This is a genomic window from Paraconexibacter sp. (genome assembly GCF_059438195.1).
This window is the reverse complement of the sequence record NZ_JBLKKY010000004.1, coordinates 88979-105601: the sequence shown is the minus strand read 5'-3', so window position 1 is coordinate 105601 and position 16623 is coordinate 88979. Positions and strand designations below refer to the sequence as shown.

The following is a 16623-nucleotide window of genomic DNA, read 5'->3' as shown; positions in this document are numbered from 1 at the left end:
GGCCGCGCGCCGCGTCCCCGCGGATGCGCCGTCGTACGTCGTGTTCGATACACGAACGGGATGTACGACGAGTGTGTATCGTCGGATCCGTGGAGGAGAACACGTCGTACTTCATGAACGCGCAGGTCTCCGACGGGTTCGGAACGACCGTGCCGGCCGACGAGAAGGTCCATCGGGAGATGAACGCCGAGGTCGAGAGCCCGGCGCTCGTGGAGACGTGCTTCATCGGCTTCAACGTCCCCGAGGCGGGCATCCACTGCCTCGACTACCTCTGGCTCCATCCGAACCTCGGCCTCATGAGCGGCGGGGCGTGGTGCTGGCAGGGGTTCAAGTCCCGGCAGCTCGAGGCGGAGCTCTTCGACATGAGGGACTTCCTTCCCGACACGCCGATCACCGAGGACGGCGGCGACATCGATGCGCTCACGCTGCCGAACGGGTACCGCTACGAGGTGATCGAGCCGCTGGAGAAGGTCCGGCTCACCTACGAGGACCCCGGTCGCGGCAACGCGTTCGACGTCACGCTGGACGCGATCATGCCGCCGGCGATGCTGCCGTCGGGCAAGCACTTCGACCAGGCGATGCGCACGAGCGGCACGGTGACCCTCGCGGGGAGGACTCATACGGTCGACGGGTACACGGTGCGCGACCGGTCGTGGGCCGAGGCGCGCACCGAGGACCCGGTGGCGCTCCCGCCGATCCACTGGCTCGCGGTGACGTTCGGCGACGACTTCGCGATCCACGTGACGGGTGTCGAGGATCCGCGTACGGCTCCGTGGGCGGATCGCTTCGCCGCCGACGAGTCGCTGCCCGGCGCGATGAACCGCGGCTGGGTATGGGCGGACGGCGAGTTGACGACGCTCGCCTCCGCGCGCATCGCGACGACCTGGGACGACGGCGGCGGCCAGCGCGGCCACGTCCTCGACATCACCGACAGCGACGGGCGCGAGTACCACGTCGAGGGCGAGCTGCTCGCGCGCTGCCCGTGGAACACGTGGTCGAACGTCCACATGAGCATCGGGCTCGCACGGTGGGCGTGCGAGGGCCGCATCGGCCACGGCGACTCGCAGTGCGCGATGTGGACCGACTTCGTCCGCGCGACGCTCGACGCCTGACCGAGGAGAGACCGCCGATGCACGACGACCTCAGCGCCTTCCTCATCGCCGGCCGCGTCCGGTCCCACCTGCCCGACGATCTGCCGAACGACACCGCCGTCCGCACCCCGGCGCAGGGGATCGAGGACGGCGTCGACGCGGAGCGCCTCGGCTTCCGTCGCGTGTTCCTCTCCGAGCGCTGGAACCTCAAGGAGGCCGCCGTCCTCCTCGGCGGCGTCGGTGCCCGGACCGAGCGGGTCGGCCTCGCGACGGGGCTGGTCTCGCCCGCACGCAGGCACGTGCTCCACATGGCGGCGTTCGGCGCGACGATGCACGGCGCGTTCGGCCCGCGCTTCACCCTCGCCCTCGGCCGCGGCGACCACAGCTACCTCCGTCACGAGGGACTGCAGACCGCGGGGTTCGACGGCCTCTGCGACTACGTCGACATCCTCCGCCGGCTCTGGCGCGGTGAGTCGGTCACCTACGACGGGCCCGCCGGCACCTACGACGCCATCAAGCTCGGCGACACCTACGAGGGTCCCGCGCCCGACGTCTGGTACGGCACCTTCGCCCTCCCGAAGGCGGCGGCCGCCGTCGCGAAGGGCTTCGACGGCGTCCTCCTCCCGCCGATGTACACGCCGCAGGCGACCGCCGCCGCGGTCGGGCGTCTGCGCGAGGCCTGCGAGCGCATCGACCGCGACCCGGCCTCCCTGCGCATCTGCCAGTGCGTCGTCACCGCCCCGGACCTCGACGACGACGAGACGCGCGCGCTCGCGCACGCGCGCGCGGTCACCTACCTCCAGGCGCCCGAGTACGGCAACTCGCTCGTGAAGGCCAACGGCTGGGACCAGGCGACGGCCGAGCGCATCCGCGAGCACGCCCTCCTCGCCCGGCGGGCCGAGATGGCGGACCTCGCCTTCCACCGCGTCGAGCTCATGGAGCCGGCGAGGCTCGTGCCCGACGAGTGGATGGAGGCGAGCTGCGCCTTCGGCTCCGCGACCGACGTCGCACGGAAGCTGCGCGCCTTCCTCCACGCGGGAGCGGACGAGGTGACCACGTACGGCTCGACGCCCGGGCAGAACGCGGGGGTCGCGGAGGCGTGGTCGGCTGAGCGTGCCCGCGCCACCGCGGGCAGGTGACCGCTGCCGCGTGAGCCTGGGTTGTCGTCGTGCGCCGGCACGGCTAAGGTGGCGCCGGACATCTAGTCTAGGCACGCTGTCCACCGACGACGGAGAACCGTGGCTCCCCTCGACACCTTCGGCATCGACTCCCCGGTTGACGAGACCGGTCAGCTCATCGCGACGATCCTCAGCTTCGCGCTCGCGGCGGCGGCGGTCGCCTACGCGACCCTCCTCTGGCGCCGCGAGCGGATCTGGTGGCCGGCCGTCCTCATCGTCGGCGGCACCCTCACGTGCCTCATGGAGCCGCTCTTCGACCACCTCTACGGACTGTGGTTCCTCGAGGAGGGGCAGTGGCACCTCTACACCACTTTCGGCAGCAACCAGCCGATCTGGGTCCCGCCCGCCTACGCGGCCTTCTACGGCGGGGCGACGATCCTCGTCGTCCGCATCCTCGCGCGGCGCCCGTCGATGCGGACCGTGTGGACGATGTGGGCAGCCATCGTGGGGATGGCGCTCGCCGCCGAGATGACCTACGTCTCGATCCTGGGCGTCTACGAGTACCAGGACAGCCAGCCCTTCGTCGTCGCCGGATACCCCGTCTTCCTCGCCTTCACGAACGCGATGTCCGCCGTCGTCGGCGGCATCGTCATCTACCGCCTCGTCCCGCTGCTGCGGGGCGCTCAGCGCCTGGCGCTCGTCGCGGTCATCCCGATGACGTTCGCCGCCGACCTCTTCGGATCGGGGATCGTCTACCTGTCGATCCGCCACGGGTTCGAGGACCCGAACATGGCGCTCGTCCACCTCGGGGCGATCACGGCCGCCGGCGGGATCACGGCGACCGTCGCCCTGCTGGGCCGGGTCCTCGTCGCCGGTCAGCCGCCGCGGGAGTCGGCTCTCGTTCCCGACTCGGTGGAGTCTGCGCCGGCGGGACTCCGCGCCACGGCGCCCGACGACCGGGTGCCCGCCGGGGTGTGACGACTACGCGCGGGCCGGCGCGAACGCGTAGAGCGTCCGCCAGACGAACGTCGCGTAGGCGGCGTAGAGCCGGTCGGCCTCCGCGTCGTCCGCGATGCGCGCCATGCGGTGCTGCCCGCGCTCGCCCATCGCGAACAGGAGGCGCGCGGTCTCGTCGGGCAGGAGGTCCGGGTCGGCGAAGCCCCGCTCCTGCTGTCGGCGGATGTGGTCGCTCAGGGCGCGGACCCCGCGCTCGACGAACCGGTCGACCTCCGAGCGGATCCACGCGTCGTGCTCCGCGACGTCGAACACGACCGCCATGACGCGGGCGTGCCGACGGTACGCGTGGAGGATCTCCAGGAGGGACGCGTCGAGGGCTTCGCGCGTGACGGCCACGTCGTCGTCCGCCCACCACCGCAGCGCGGCATCCCCCAGCGCGTCGACGACCTGCAGGAACGAGGCGTGCACGAGGTCGTTGCGGTCCTCGAAGTAGACGTAGAAGCTCGCGCGCGAGATCGATGCGTCGGCGGTGAGCGTGTCGACCGTGATGTCGCCGTACTCGACGCCCTCCTCGAGCAGCTGCTCGACGATCTCCATGAGCTCGGCGCGGATCTCCTCGCGACGCCGGGCGCGCTTGCTCGGTGCGCGGCTGCCGTCGGACACCGTCATCGCCGAGCGCCGCCCGGCCGGTAGAGCGTGCTCCAGAGGATGTCCGTCAGGCCGCGGAGCAGACGCTCGCGCTCCTGGGGTCCCGCCGGGGCGAAGAGCCGCCCGAGCGCGCGCTCGGTCATCCAGCACACCCAGCCGGACATCGACCACGCATCGAGATCGCCGTCCATCGTCCCGTTCGCCTGGCAGGCGCGGATGTGGTCGGCGTAGCGCACCCGCGCGCCGTCGATGAGCGCGGTGTACTGCGCACGGACGCGCGGGTCGCTCGTCGCGGTCTCGACGACGGCCTGCATGAGCGCCTGGTGGGGGACGAAGGCCTCGACGATCTTGCGCAGCGTCTCCTCCAGCTCGACCCGCGTGACGGTCGGGGAGAGGTCCCACCACGCGTTCGCCGCCTGCAGCAGGTCCGACATGACGTCGCCCGCGAGCGCGGTGAGGACGTCGGTCTTGTCGTCGAAGTACGCGTAGAACGTCGAGCGCGAGATCCCGGCCTCCCCGGCGAGGCGCTCGACGCTGATCGAGCCGAACGGGGCGCCCTGCGCGGCGAGACGCTGGACGGCGCCGAGGAGGTCGCGCTCGATCTCCTGCCGGCGGTCGTCGTGGCGGGTGCGGGTGGGCGGCGATGACGCCATGGACGGACGAAGTGTACGGGCGCCCCCGTCCGCTCCGCGAGCCTCACGACCGGCCGGACCGCGCCGATGCGAGCCGGGCGACCGCCTCTGCGCGGTTCGCCGCGCCGAGCTTCCGGAGGATGCTCGAGACGTGGCTCTTCACGGTCTCGGGGGAGAGGACGAGGGCCGCCGCGATGTCGCGGTTGGAGCGACCCTCCGCGATGAGCGCGGCGATGCTCGCCTCGCGGGCCGTGAGGCGCCCCGACGTGACGGCGTCGTCGATGCCTGGAGCGGAGACGGCGCGCGGGAAGCTCGGACCGTGCCCCGACTCCGTCGGAACCGTGATCGGCCCGTGCGTCACCTCACGCGCCAGCGCTTGCATCGAGAGGGACGCCTGGCGAACCTCGTCGTGCAGCTCGGTCGCCCGCACCCTGAGGACGACGATCTCGAGGGCCGCGGCGACGCCGTGCCCGAGCGCCGTGAGTCGCAGCTCGTCCTGCGCGGACACCGGGGGGTCGGCGCGCTCCGCGAGGACGAGCGCCACCGCGCGGGCCTCCGGCGTCACGGCCGCCACCGCGATGTGCGCCAGCCCGAGGTGCGCCGCGACGGCGCTCTGTCGGTCCGCAGCCATCGGCGCCGCGCTCCCCGGTCGCCGGACGAGCTCGCTCTCGAGGCTCCCGGGCACGAGGGGGACGGGTGAGGCGAGGAGCGTGCGTCGCAGCGCCTCGCTCTCGGCGTGCGCGATCGGGACGGAGCCGCGCGTCGTGAGCTCGTCGTGCGTGACGGTGAGGACGACGCAGCGGTCGTACCCGCCCAGCTCGCGCACCTCGCGCGCGGCGAGGGCGAACAGCTCGGCCGGGCCGTCCGCGCCGCGCAGCCGACGGTAGAAGGCTGCCGCCTCGATCGCGGGGTCACGGGGAGCGCCGTCCATGGCGCCATGCTGCCACGCAGCGGAGGCAGGCGTCCGTGCGATAGTCGTCGTGTCTGGACGACATGTCCGAGGATCGATTATGGTCGAGCCCCGGCGGAGAGCGAGGGACGGGAGAAAGCGACGGTGTCACGACTCATGCGAGGAGACGGGATGACGAGCGGCCGTGCCGAGGGGCTCTCGCGCGATCTCCGTGACGCGCTCGTGCGCGCCGTCGGCGCCGAGGACTCGGCGCTCGAGCGGCTCCGCCACGCGCGACTCACCGTCGCCTTCCGCGTCACCGGCGCGGCCGAGAGCACGACCCTGCTCCTGGACCGCACGCCCTTCGAGGTCGTCGACGGCAGCGACGCGGAGGTCGTCCTCGAGCTCGGCCCCGAGGCCGCCGAGCTCTTCGTCCGCGGCGCGCTCTCGATGCCGTCGGCCGTCGTCGCCGGCGACGTGCGCCACCAGGGCCCCGTGCGCCGCTACATGGAGATCGACCCGATCATCCGGCACGCCTTGTCCGTGATGGATGATCGCGAGCCCCTCGAGCCGGTGCGGCGGCCGGCCCTCGGGCGTCTGGACCCCGACCTGCTCGCGATCGAGACGCGCGGCCTCCACAAGAGCTTCGGCTCGTCGGCCGTCCTGCAGGGCCTCGACGTGCAGATCCCCGAGGGGGTCGTCTCCGTCGTGCTCGGGCCCTCCGGCACCGGCAAGAGCGTCCTCCTGCAGCACATCATCGGCATCATGGAGCCGGACGCCGGCGACGTCCTCATCCGCGGACGCTCCCTCGCCGCGATGAGTCGCTCCGAGGTGCTCGCCCTCCGCCGCGAGATCGGCGTGATGTTCCAGGACGGTGCGCTCTTCAGCGCGATGAACGTCTACGACAACGTCGCGTTCCCGCTCCGTCAGCACACGGACTTCGACGAGTCCGAGGTCCGCGAGGTCGTCATGCACCACCTCGCGAGCGTCGGGCTCGCGGACGCGGTCGACCGGATGCCGAGCGAGCTGTCGGGTGGCATGCGCAAGCGCGCCGGCCTCGCGCGCGCCCTCGTCCTCAACGCCGGCATCGTCCTGTGCGACGAGCCGGACTCGGGCCTCGATCCGGTCCGGACCGCGCTCCTGGGCGATCTCCTCGCCGAGCAGCACGAGCTCCACGGCGGGACGATGGTCGTCGTCACCCACAACGTCATGCTCGCCAAGCACCTCGCCGACCACATGACGATCGTCTGGCGCGGCGAGGTCCTCGAGTCCGGGTTCGCCGCCGACGTGCTCGAGTCGGAGACGGAGTTCGTCCAGCAGTTCCTCGCCGGCGAGGCGCAGGGCCCGCTGGGCATGGACGCCTGAGCGGCCCGAACCGCCCAAAGACCCCTGTTCGGGGGAGGCGGTTCCCCCACATGCGCCATAGGCTCGGACAGTGCGTCTAGTCAAGATGACCAGCGGTATGGGAGGGGTCGTCGAGAAGCCGCGTGCATTGGCCGCGCCGCGAGAGACCGCCGTGGAGGACGCCTTCGCGCGATCGCTCGTCTACGGGGCGCTGCGCAGCGTGTGGGAGACGTTCCTCCTCGCGCCGAAGACCCTGCGCCTCATGGTGACGCCGCCGTTCAGGTGGATGCCCGACGCGATCGTCGAGGCGAACCTCAACATCCGGCGCTGCATCGTCCCGCTCGCCATCTCCCAGGTCATCTGGCTCTGGGGCTTCGGCATCCTCAACTTCGGCGAGGTGGCCTACGCGCTGGGCGTCGCCGACCGCGCTCCCGGCGGGGTCTTCGTCGGCTACGTCCGCGAGGTCGCGACCTGGATCACGATGATGATCCTCGCCGGAGTCGCGGGGAGCGCCCTCGCGGCCGACCTCGGTGCGCGCAAGGTCCGGGAGGAGCTCGACGCCCTCTCGGTCCTCGGCGTCGACATGCTGCGCACGCTCATCCTGCCGCGCGTCGTCGCGATGGTCTTCAGCGCGCTCGTCCTCGGCCTCCTCGGCCTGTTCGTCTCGATCCTCGCCTTCTACGTCATCGCGACGCCGGCCCTCGGATACACGCACGCGGCCGCGCTGGAGAGCATCTACCTCAACATCCAGCCGCTCGACCTCATCTCGTCGTTCGTCAAGCACGCGCTGATGGGGTTCTTCATCGCGCTCGTCGCCTGTCAGCGCGGCCTCTCCACCCGCGGCGGCGCAGAGGGCGTCGGCATCACCGTCACCCAGACGGTCATCGTGTCGTTCTTCGGGATCTGGGTGACGAACAGCCTCTGGAACGTGGGTCTCCTCACGCTCTTCCCGGACCTGCTGGTGCTCAAGGGCTGACGATGGCGACGACCGAGAGCTCCATCCCGAAGCCCATCGCGATCCCCAAGGCGAAGGAGCCGCGCCGCGGCTTCTTCAACGAGATCGGCGAGCTCGTCGTCTTCTCCGGGCGTGCGATCGTCGCGCTCGCAGGGACGCCCCGCTACTTCTCCGAGGCCGTCCGGCTCGGGGCGGGGATGATCCGCCGCACGAGCTTCCTGCTGCTCGCGATGAACGTCTTCCTCGGGTTCAGCGTCGCGTCGTTCGGCTTCTTCTTCCTGCGGACGATCGGCGCGGGCGACTTCGTCGGCGTCTTCACAGGCCTCCTCACGCAGCGCCAGACGTCGATGACGATGTACGGCTACGTCCTCGCCGCGAGCATCTGCTGCGCGATCACCGCCGAGATCGGCGCCGCCCGCATCCAGCAGGAGATCGACGCGTACGAGTCCACCGGCGTGGACCCCATGCAGTACATCGTCGGGCCGCGCATCCTCGCGGGGCTCCTCTTCGTCCCGGCCGCCGCGATCATCAGCCTTCTCGGGCAGAACCTCGGCAACTTCCTCGAGGTCGTCGTCGTCCTCCAGGGCAACGGCGCGCGCCAGTTCCTCGACGTCACGTTCAGCGTGCAGAGCGTGACCGGCCACCTCTACACCTTCATCACGTTCGTCTGGGTGACCGTCCCCTGTCTCGTCGTCGCGACCTTCTACGGGATGCGGGCGAGCGGAGGGTCGGTCGGCGTCGGAGCCGCGGTCGCGAAGGCGCTGATGATCAACCTCATCCTCGTCCACGTCATCACGGCGTTCTCGGGGGTCTTCTTCTACGGGCCGAACAACCTCAACCTCCCGATCGTGTGATGGCGGCGCAGACGACATCACGGGCGGTGGGCGTCGGCCTCCTCGTCGTCGTCGTGGCGATCGCCGCGTTCGTCGTCGGCAGCCGCGACGCCGGCGGCGCCCATGAGCTCACCGCGACCGTCGACGAGGCGACGAACCTCATCGAGGGGCTGGAGGTCGAGGCCGGCGGCAAGGTCGTCGGCGCGATCGGCGGCATCGACCCCGTCGACGGCGGGCGGCGTGCGCGGATCACGCTCGACATCCGCGACGACGACGTCTGGCCGATCCCCCGGGGCTCGCGCTTCACGGTTCGCTGGGGCGGGACGGCAGCGTTCACGAACCGCTACGTCGTCGTCGAGCTCGGGCCCGAGGACGCGCCGGGGTACTCCGACGGTGACGAGATCGCCGCGGAGGACTTCCGCACCCCGGTCGAGGTCGACCAGATCCTCACGAGCTTCGACGACGGCGTGCGCACCGACCTCAAGTCGTTCGTCAACCGGTCGGGGATCGCGCTCGAGCGTGCCGAGGACGGGCTCACCGAGACGCTGGAGGAGGCGCCGGCAGCGCTCGAGGAGGCCAAGCACCTCATCGGCGACCTCACCGCCGATCGCGGTGCGCTCGGAACGACCCTGCGCCGGACCGACGCGGTCGTCGACTCCATCCGGCGCGCGGACCCCGGGATCTCGACGCTCCTCGAGGGCGCGGCCGGCACGTTCGACGCGATCGCGGACCGCAGCGCCGAGCTCGAGCGCACGGCCTCGCAGATGCCCGCGACCCTGCGGCAGGTCCGCACGACGCTCGATCGCGCCGACGGGACGCTCGCCGAGGTCGGCGAGCTCGCGGCCGAGATCCGGCCGGGCGTCCGTGAGCTGCGTGCCGTCGCGAGCCCCGTCGACGCCGTCCTCGCCTCGCTCGACGAGGTCGCGCCCGACGCCCGGGCGGCGCTGCGGACGGTTCGCGAGGACGGCGACGGCATCAACGCCTTCGTCGGGCGCCTCACGACCCTCGCCCCGCAGCTCTCGAGCCTCGCCGACGGCGCGAACGAGAACCTGAAGTGCATCCGGCCCTACGCGCCCGAGCTCGCGGCGCTCATGATGACGTGGGCCGACTTCCTCTCCTGGAGCGACGGCAAGGACAAGATCCTCCGGGCGCAGGTCCAGAACTTCCTCCCCGCCCAGCACAACGACATCCCGTTCAGCCCCGAGCAGGCCGCCGAGCGGTACCCCGGTCTGCGCTACGGGTTCCCGCGCCCGCCCGGCTACAACGCCGGCCAGCCGTGGTTCCTCCCCGAGTGCGGCGCAGGCCGCGACGCGATCGACCCGTCGAAGGACCAGGAGGCGAAGGTCGGGAAGGGCACCCTCGTCCCCTCCGCGCGCACGGAGGGGTCGAAGTGAGCGCGCCCCGGATCGCCGTCCGCCTCCTCGCGCTCGCGGCCGTCGCCGTCGCCGCGGCCGTCGTCCTCGGCGGCGGGGACGACAAGTACGTCGTCGAGCTGCGCATGGCGAACGCCGGCGGCCTGAAGGACGGCTCGCCCGTCACGATCGGCGGCGTCCAGATCGGCAAGGTGAAGATGGGCGTCGACACGGAGGCCGACGAGGCCGTCGCGAGGCTCGAGATCGACGAGGAGCACGCCCCCGTCGGCATGGACGCGACCGCGGTCATCTCGGCCCAGAACATCCTCGGCCAGAAGTCCGTGCAGCTCCGGCCCGGCGACCTCGCCGACCCCGCGCCGTCGGGGACCGCGATCGGCGACGATCGCGTCACCGAGTCGACGGACCTCGACCGCGTCATCAGCGTCCTCGACGCCGACACGCGCACGCGGCTCGCCGTCTTCATCAATGAGGCCGGCGCGGCGTTCACCGGCCGCGAGGCGGACTTCAACCGCTTCCTGAAGGACATCGGCCCCGCGATCGGGGACGCGACCGAGGTCGTCGAGCAGCTCGCGGCCGACAACCGCAGCCTCGGCCGGCTCCTCGAGACGACGGACCGCTTCGTCGCGGAGGTCACCGACCGCAAGGAGGACGTCGTCGCGGCCATCGACTCGATGGGCCACGTCTCCGAGACCGTCGCGACGAAGCGCGGCGAGCTCCGCACCACCCTGGCGTCGGCGCCAGGGGCGCTCGACACCCTCCAGCGCTTCCTCGGCGAGCTCGAGGCCGCGACCGGACCGCTCGGGGCCGCCGCCCGGCGCGTCTCGGCGACCGCGGAGCCGCTCGAGGCGACGCTCGCTCAGCTCGAGCCCTTCCGCCGCGCCGCCGACCCGGCGCTCCGCGAGGCCGTCGCCGTCGCCCCGGACCTCGTCCGCCTCGGGGACCGCGCGACGCCCGTCCTGCAGGAGGCCCGCCCGACTCTGCGGCGGCTCGCCACGACGAGCGCCGACGAGCTGCCCGCGGCGAGCCGCGTCATCGACCGCGGTCTCAACAACACCCTCGCGGTCATCGAGAACTGGGCGGGAGCCATCCAGCTGCGCGACCAGCTCTCGCACATCTTCCGCGGCGAGGCGTCCTTCGCCCCGGACGCGATCAACAGCCTGCTGGAGCGGGCCGCGTCGCAGGGGCGCGGCGCCACGAAGAAGGCCCCCGAGGCGGCCGCCCCGGCTCCGCCGGGTCCGAAGCCCGCACCCTCGCCGCAGAAGGAGAAGCCCGCCGTCCGGCTCCCCGGCCTCCCGCCGATCGAGGTGCCCGACCTCGAGGAGACGGTGAAGGGCACCGTCGACGGCGTGAGCGGCGTCCTCGACGGCGACGGCGGCAAGCGCACCCCGGCGCCGTCCGCCGGCGACCGGCAGCCACTCCTCGACTACCTCCTCGGCGGCTGATGGCACGGCTCCGTCCACAGAGGCGCACGCGCCGCCGCGACACCCCGCCCGTCGGCCGGACCGCGTTCGGCGGTCTCGTCGTGTGCGTCGCCCTCGCGGTCATCGCGTGGCAGGCGCTCAGCATCTACAGCGGCGTCCCCGGCAGGGACTACTCGACCTTCTACGTCTCGACGCCGCAGGTCGGCAACCTCCTCAGCCACGATCCCGTCCGCATCGCCGGCGCGCGGATCGGCCAGGTCCTCGACCGCGACGTCGGCCCGGACGGCGACCCCCGCATCGAGCTCCAGGTCGAGCCGGGCGTCGAGATCCCCGCGGACACGACCGTCGCCGTCCGCGGGGCGGGTCTGCTCGGTGCGCGCTACATCGAGCTCGTGCCCGGCCGCAGCCCCGAGACCCTCGCCGAGGGGGCGACGATCGAGGGCGAGTCCGACAGCTACACCTTCGGCCTCACCGAGGCGCTCGACACCTTCGACGAGGAGACGCGGGGCGGTCTCGGCGCGACGATCCGCGGTCTCGGCGAGGGCCTCTTCGGGCACGGCGAGGCGCTCAACGACGGCATCCACGCGGCGGGGACGCGGTCGAAGCCGTTCGGCGAGTTCGCGGCCGAGGTGCTCGAGCGCGAGGGCGCCGCCGGTCGCCTCGTGCCGTCGCTCGCGGCCGCGACCGCTCCCCTCGATCGCGATCGCGAGGCGCTCACCGACCTGTCGCCCGGCACCGTCGCCGCGCTCCAGCCGTTCGTCGAGACGCGTGAGGAGCTCCGCGAGACGCTCGACGCCGCGACGCCGTCCCTGCGCACGATGCGCGCCGGCCTCGCGAGCGGCACGCGCCTCGTCTCGCGCGTTCGGACCGCCTCCGACCAGGCGTCGCGCACCCTCGCCTCCGCGCCGCGCGGCCTCCGCGGTCTCACCGCCCTGCTCCGCGAGAGCGACGAGCCGCTCCGTCGTGCGACGTCGCTCCTCGAGGCGGCCGGGCCGGCCATCCCCGGCGCTCTGCGCATCACCGATGCCCTGCGACCGGTGCTCGCGCCCGCCCGCGAGATGCTCGAGGAGCTCTCGCCGACGCTGCGCGAGGTCGACCGCTACGAGTGCGACATCGTCAACTTCGGCCTCACGATGCGGAGCATGACCGGGTACAAGCAGCCCGGCGAGGGTCCGCTCGGGCCGACGCAGGCCTTCCGCCTCCAGATGGTGCTCCCGCTGTCGGGCGACGTCGTCGGGGTCCGCGACGACTCCGGCTTCAACAAGCGCGAGCAGGTCGTCGCCCCCTGCACCTACCTCGCGAAGCCCTACCCACAGCTCCTCCCGGGAGGCGGACGGTGACCGCGTTCTTCAAGGACCTCACCGCGCGGCGCGGGCTCGGGTGGCTGGGCGCCATCGCCTTCGGCCTCTTCCTCTTCGTCACGTGGGCGTGGTACTTCGGCGCCGCGCAGGAGCTCTTCCGCGACAAGGGCCGCGAGATCAAGGCCGTGTTCCCCCACGCCCAGCAGCTGCGCGAGGGGGACCTCGTCCGCGTCGACGGCCGCGAGGAGGGCATCGTCACGGGCATCGAGGACACGGGCGAGGGCCGCGGGGCGCTCGTGACGATGGACGTGTCCGAGGACGCCGGCCCCCTCTACGCCGACGTCGAGGCGGAGCTGCGGTGGAAGAACCTCCTCGGCGGCGCCTTCTACATCGAGCTCGACCGCGGCACGCCCGGGGCCGGCGACCTCGGGTCGCGGATCATCCCGCGTGACCAGACCGTCTCGCAGGTCGAGCTCGACGACATCACGAGCGTCCTGCGCGACGACGCCCGGCGCGGCCTTCTCACCATGCCCGGCGAGCTCAGCCGGGGCCTCCGCGATCCCGACGTGCCGGCGGACCTCCTCGAGACGGTCGGCGGCGCCTCGCCGAGCCTCGCGGCCGGCGCGAACGCCGCCCGGGGCCTCGACGAGGACCGCGATCTCCGCCGCGTCCTCACCGGCACCGCGGCGGCGATGACGGCGCTCGACGCGCCGCGCGACGAGCTGCGCGCGCTCGTCGCCGGGGCCGGGGCGACCCTGCGCACGACGGCCGGACGAGCGCAGGCCATCCGCGCGACGCTCGCCGACGGCCCAGTCGTCACCCGCGACGTGCAGAGCACCCTCGCGCGCCTCGACACGACGCTCGAGGGCGCGGACGGCCTCGTCGCCGAGCTGCGACGCTCGGCGAAGGACGTCGCGCCGACGCTCTCCGACCTGCGGCCGACGCTCCGCACGACCTCGCGCCTCCTCGACCGCACGCGGCCGCTCGTCCGGTCCCTGCGCCCCGCGGTCGAGTCGCTCGCGTCGACCGGCGTCGCGGGCGTGCCGCTGCTCGACGAGCTGCAGCCCGGCATCGACCGCTTCGACGAGACGATCTTCCCCTACCTCGCCGAGCCCGATCCCGAGACGGGCAAGCCGACGAGCGTGATGATCGGCGGCACCGCCGCGGGCTTCGGCGGGTCCGCCGGCCAGCAGGACGCCAACGGCCACTTCATCCGCTTCCCGGCGTCCGCGGGCACCGAGTCCGTGTACCTGCCCTGCAAGTCGCAGGTCTTCGACCCGACGAAGGCCCAGCTCCTCGTCTGCGACGAGCTCGACGAGGCGCTCAAGACGTACCTGGAGTACGTCCCCGCGCTGTCGCAGCAGCCGATGGCGAAGAAGGGAGGCGCGCCGTGAAGGATCCCCGCGACCGCATGACCTGGGGGCTCACCGCCGCGCGCGTCCGGCTCGAGCTCCGCCGGTCGGTCACCCATCTGCCGACCTACGTCCTCGCCGCGATCGTCACCGTCGTCGGCGGCGCGCTCATCTTCAGCGAGCTGAGCAACACGCTCTTCAAGAGCACGAAGGAGCTGCGCTTCGCGATCGACGACGCGTACGGCGTCCTACCGGGCGTCGACGACGTCCGCTACCGCGGCGTCCCGGCCGGCACGATCATGGAGATCGAACGCGGAGCAGACGCGCAGCCGGTGCTCCGCGTGAAGCTCCGCGACGACTTCCCGGTCTACGAGGACGTCCGCGCCGAGCTGCGCCCGCAGACCCCTCTCAACGATCAGTTCCTCGACATCGTCGACCCGGGGACGCCGGGCGCCGGCGAGCTCGACGAAGGCGACGTCGTCCCGGCGAACCGGACGGCGACGAACGTCAAGATCAACGATGTCCTCAACACGCTCGAGGCGAGCGAGCGCACCCGCCTCGGCCAGCTCCTCGACAACCTCGGCAACGGGCTCGACGATCGCGGCCACGCGCTGCGCGCAGCCGTCGCCGAGTTCACGCCCTTCGTCGCCAACGCCGAGCGCATCACCGACGAGCTCGCGGCGCGTCGCCGGATCACGAAGCGCCTCGTCCGCAACGCCGGCGTCCTCACCGAGGCGCTCGGCGAGCGTGAGGAATCGCTGCGCCGACTCGTCCGGGAAGGCAGCGCGTCGCTCGGCACGCTCCAGGAGGGCTCACGCGACCTCGACGCGACCATCGGCGAGTTGCCGCAGACGACGCGCTCGGTGCGCTCGAGCTTCGCCGCCGTCCGCACCGTCGTCGACGATCTCGATCGCGCGGTGGGCGATCTGCGTCCGATCGCGGCGGGCCTGCCCGAGAACCTCGAGACCGTCCGCCGACTCGAGACGACGCTCGGGCCCGCGGTCCGTCGTCTCGGCACCCCGGTCGATCGCCTCGTGCCGCTCGCCCGCGCGCTGCGCCCGGTCGCCGGCGACCTCGCCGACACGATCGGCGCGCTCCGGCCCCAGGCGGACTCGTTCGACAAGCTCTCACGCGGGCTCGTCGTCTGCGAGGCGGGCATCAAGGGGTTCTTCCAGTGGAACACGTCGCTCACGAAGTTCGGTGACGTCCGCGGCCCGATCCCGCGCGGCAACCTCGCGGTCAACTACCCCGACCTCGGGCTGGCGAACGTCCCGAAGCGCGAGCCGAAGAAGAACTGCGCCGGCGGGACGACGCTCGACGGCCGGGTGCCGACCGCAAAGGACGAGGGCTGATGGCCGAGCGCGGCAGGTTCAAGTCCCACCTCCTCAGCCTCCTCCTCTTCACCGGGGTCGCGGTCGCCTTCGCCCTCTTCGTCTTCGAGCGCGGAGGGGCGCTCGACGTCGGCGAGAAGTACGAGCTCTCCGCCTTCATCCCGAGCGGGGCGGCGCTCGCCGAAGGCTCGCGCGTCACCGTCGCCGGGGCTCACGTCGGCAGCGTCGCCGAGGTGAAGCGCCTCGGCACGGGCGCGCGGATCAAGCTCGAGATCGACGACGACCGCGTGACGCCGCTGCCCGCCGACTCGCGCGTCCAGATCCGCCAGCACACGCCCGTCGGCGAGAACTACATCGCCGTCACCGTCGGCGACGCGCGTGAGACGCTCGCCGACGGCGGCACGCTGCCCGTCGAGCAGGGCGACGAGTTCGTCGACGTCGATCAGCTCCTCAGCTTCCTCCAGGGCGAGACGCGCGACCGCGCACGCAAGACGATCCGGAGCCTCGGCGGCGCGCTCGACGGTCGCGGCGGACAGCTCAACGAGGTGGTCGGCGACGGCGCCGAGTTCCTCACCAGCTCGGAGCGGCTCGTCGACGTCCTCCACCGGGAGCGGCGGCAGGCGTCGCGTCTCGTCCAGCAGCTCGGCGACGTCACCGCGGCGATCGGGCAGCGCGACACGGCCATCCAGACGCTGGCTCGGCGGGGACGCGTCGCGCTCGGCGCCGTCGGGCGCCAGGATGCGGCGCTCGCTCAGACGGTGCGCGAGCTGCCCTCGACGCTGCGGTCCGTGCAGCGCACGAGCGCGACGGTCGGCCGCGTCTCGCCCGTGACGACGGCGGTCGTCGACGAGGCGTCGGCGGCGCTCGCGAGGCTGCGACCCGCGGTCGACCGGCTGCCGTCGGCGACGACGGCCGGCCGCGGCGTCGTGCGCGAGCTGTCGGGGGCGGCCCCGGTCCTCGAGGCGACCCTCGACGGGGTCACCGCGCTCTCGCCGCCGCTCTCCGCGGCGCTGCCGAAGCTGCGCAAAGCCGTCTGCGAGATCACGCCGATCGCCCGTCACCTGGGGCCGTACATGCCGGAGGGCCTCCACATCCTCATGGGCCTCGGGTCGGCGTCGAACAGCTACGACGCGACCGGCAACCTCATCCGCCTCGCGCCCATCTTCAGCGAGAACTCGGTGAGCGGCCTGCCCGCGGACATGTCGGAGGCGATCACGAAGACGCTCTACACGACCCCGCAGACCGCCGTGAACTACGACCCCTACCCGAAGCCGGGATCCCTCGGGAACACCGGAGCGACGTCGAACGTGCCGCTCGGCCCCGAGAAGGTCCCCGAGTCGGGCGACGTGTACCCCAGGATCAAGGCGGACTGCTGACC

General features: G+C 72.5%; 15 protein-coding genes. 12 read left to right on the top strand and 3 right to left on the bottom strand.

The genetic code is table 11. From position 1 onward, the window contains the following. Positions 1-89 precede the first annotated feature (89 nt). The 3 genes from ACME2J_RS02650 (at position 90) to ACME2J_RS02640 (ending at position 3187) form a co-directional block, all read left to right on the top strand. Positions 90-1112, top strand: a complete 1023-nt coding sequence (locus ACME2J_RS02650) for a DUF7064 domain-containing protein (protein WP_495543317.1) — start codon at positions 90-92, stop codon at positions 1110-1112. Positions 1113-1129: 17 nt separating this feature from the next. Next, positions 1130-2230, top strand: a complete 1101-nt coding sequence (locus tag ACME2J_RS02645) for a TIGR03857 family LLM class F420-dependent oxidoreductase (RefSeq protein WP_495543316.1) — start codon at positions 1130-1132, stop codon at positions 2228-2230. A gap of 99 nt (positions 2231-2329) precedes the next feature. Then, complete coding sequence (locus ACME2J_RS02640) at positions 2330-3187, top strand: hypothetical protein (RefSeq protein ID WP_495543315.1); 858 nt, start codon at positions 2330-2332, stop codon at positions 3185-3187. A 3-nt stretch (positions 3188-3190) separates the two neighbouring features. Here ACME2J_RS02640 and ACME2J_RS02635 read toward each other — a convergent pair whose 3' ends face one another. Genes ACME2J_RS02635 through ACME2J_RS02625 form a run of 3 tightly spaced genes read right to left on the bottom strand, consistent with a single transcriptional unit; the run spans position 3191 to position 5377 of the window. Then, the gene (locus tag ACME2J_RS02635; RefSeq protein WP_495543314.1) at positions 3191-3829 is read right to left on the bottom strand and encodes a TetR/AcrR family transcriptional regulator; all 639 of its coding nucleotides are present in this window, start codon (positions 3827-3829) and stop codon (positions 3191-3193) included. Positions 3830-3831: 2 nt separating this feature from the next. Next, the gene (locus tag ACME2J_RS02630) at positions 3832-4467 is read right to left on the bottom strand and encodes a TetR/AcrR family transcriptional regulator (RefSeq protein ID WP_495543313.1); all 636 of its coding nucleotides are present in this window, start codon (positions 4465-4467) and stop codon (positions 3832-3834) included. Between the two features lie 43 nt (positions 4468-4510). Then, the gene (locus tag ACME2J_RS02625) at positions 4511-5377 is read right to left on the bottom strand and encodes a helix-turn-helix transcriptional regulator (protein WP_495543312.1); all 867 of its coding nucleotides are present in this window, start codon (positions 5375-5377) and stop codon (positions 4511-4513) included. Between the two features lie 150 nt (positions 5378-5527). Between ACME2J_RS02625 and ACME2J_RS02620 the strand changes: the two genes are divergently transcribed. The 9 genes from ACME2J_RS02620 to ACME2J_RS02580 all read left to right on the top strand — a co-directional run bounded on the left by ACME2J_RS02620 (position 5528) and on the right by ACME2J_RS02580 (position 16621). Further along, entirely contained in the window at positions 5528-6700 is a 1173-nt protein-coding gene (locus ACME2J_RS02620; RefSeq protein WP_495543311.1) for an ABC transporter ATP-binding protein, read from the top strand. 97 nt (positions 6701-6797) lie between these two features. Beyond that, entirely contained in the window at positions 6798-7655 is an 858-nt protein-coding gene (locus ACME2J_RS02615) for an ABC transporter permease (protein ID WP_495543310.1), read from the top strand. Between the two features lie 2 nt (positions 7656-7657). After that, positions 7658-8488: an MlaE family ABC transporter permease gene (locus ACME2J_RS02610; protein ID WP_495543309.1), complete on the top strand. Its 831-nt coding sequence runs from the start codon at positions 7658-7660 to the stop codon at positions 8486-8488. Continuing rightward, positions 8488-9861, top strand: coding sequence for an MlaD family protein (locus tag ACME2J_RS02605; RefSeq protein WP_495543308.1), 1374 nt, complete (start codon positions 8488-8490; stop codon positions 9859-9861). The genes ACME2J_RS02610 and ACME2J_RS02605 overlap by 1 nt, the downstream gene beginning before the upstream one ends. Further along, complete coding sequence (locus tag ACME2J_RS02600; protein ID WP_495543307.1) at positions 9858-11282, top strand: MlaD family protein; 1425 nt, start codon at positions 9858-9860, stop codon at positions 11280-11282. Before ACME2J_RS02605 ends, ACME2J_RS02600 begins: the two co-directional genes overlap by 4 nt. After that, on the top strand, positions 11282-12601 hold the full coding sequence (locus ACME2J_RS02595; RefSeq protein WP_495543306.1) for an MlaD family protein: 1320 nt from the start codon (positions 11282-11284) through the stop codon (positions 12599-12601). The genes ACME2J_RS02600 and ACME2J_RS02595 overlap by 1 nt, the downstream gene beginning before the upstream one ends. Then, positions 12598-13956 carry an MlaD family protein gene (locus ACME2J_RS02590; protein WP_495543305.1) on the top strand — a complete coding sequence of 453 codons (1359 nt, stop codon included), beginning with the start codon at positions 12598-12600 and terminating at the stop codon, positions 13954-13956. Before ACME2J_RS02595 ends, ACME2J_RS02590 begins: the two co-directional genes overlap by 4 nt. Continuing rightward, positions 13953-15266, top strand: a complete 1314-nt coding sequence (locus ACME2J_RS02585; RefSeq protein ID WP_495543304.1) for an MlaD family protein — start codon at positions 13953-13955, stop codon at positions 15264-15266. Before ACME2J_RS02590 ends, ACME2J_RS02585 begins: the two co-directional genes overlap by 4 nt. Next, on the top strand, positions 15266-16621 hold the full coding sequence (locus ACME2J_RS02580; protein ID WP_495543303.1) for an MlaD family protein: 1356 nt from the start codon (positions 15266-15268) through the stop codon (positions 16619-16621). Before ACME2J_RS02585 ends, ACME2J_RS02580 begins: the two co-directional genes overlap by 1 nt. Positions 16622-16623 lie beyond the last annotated feature (2 nt).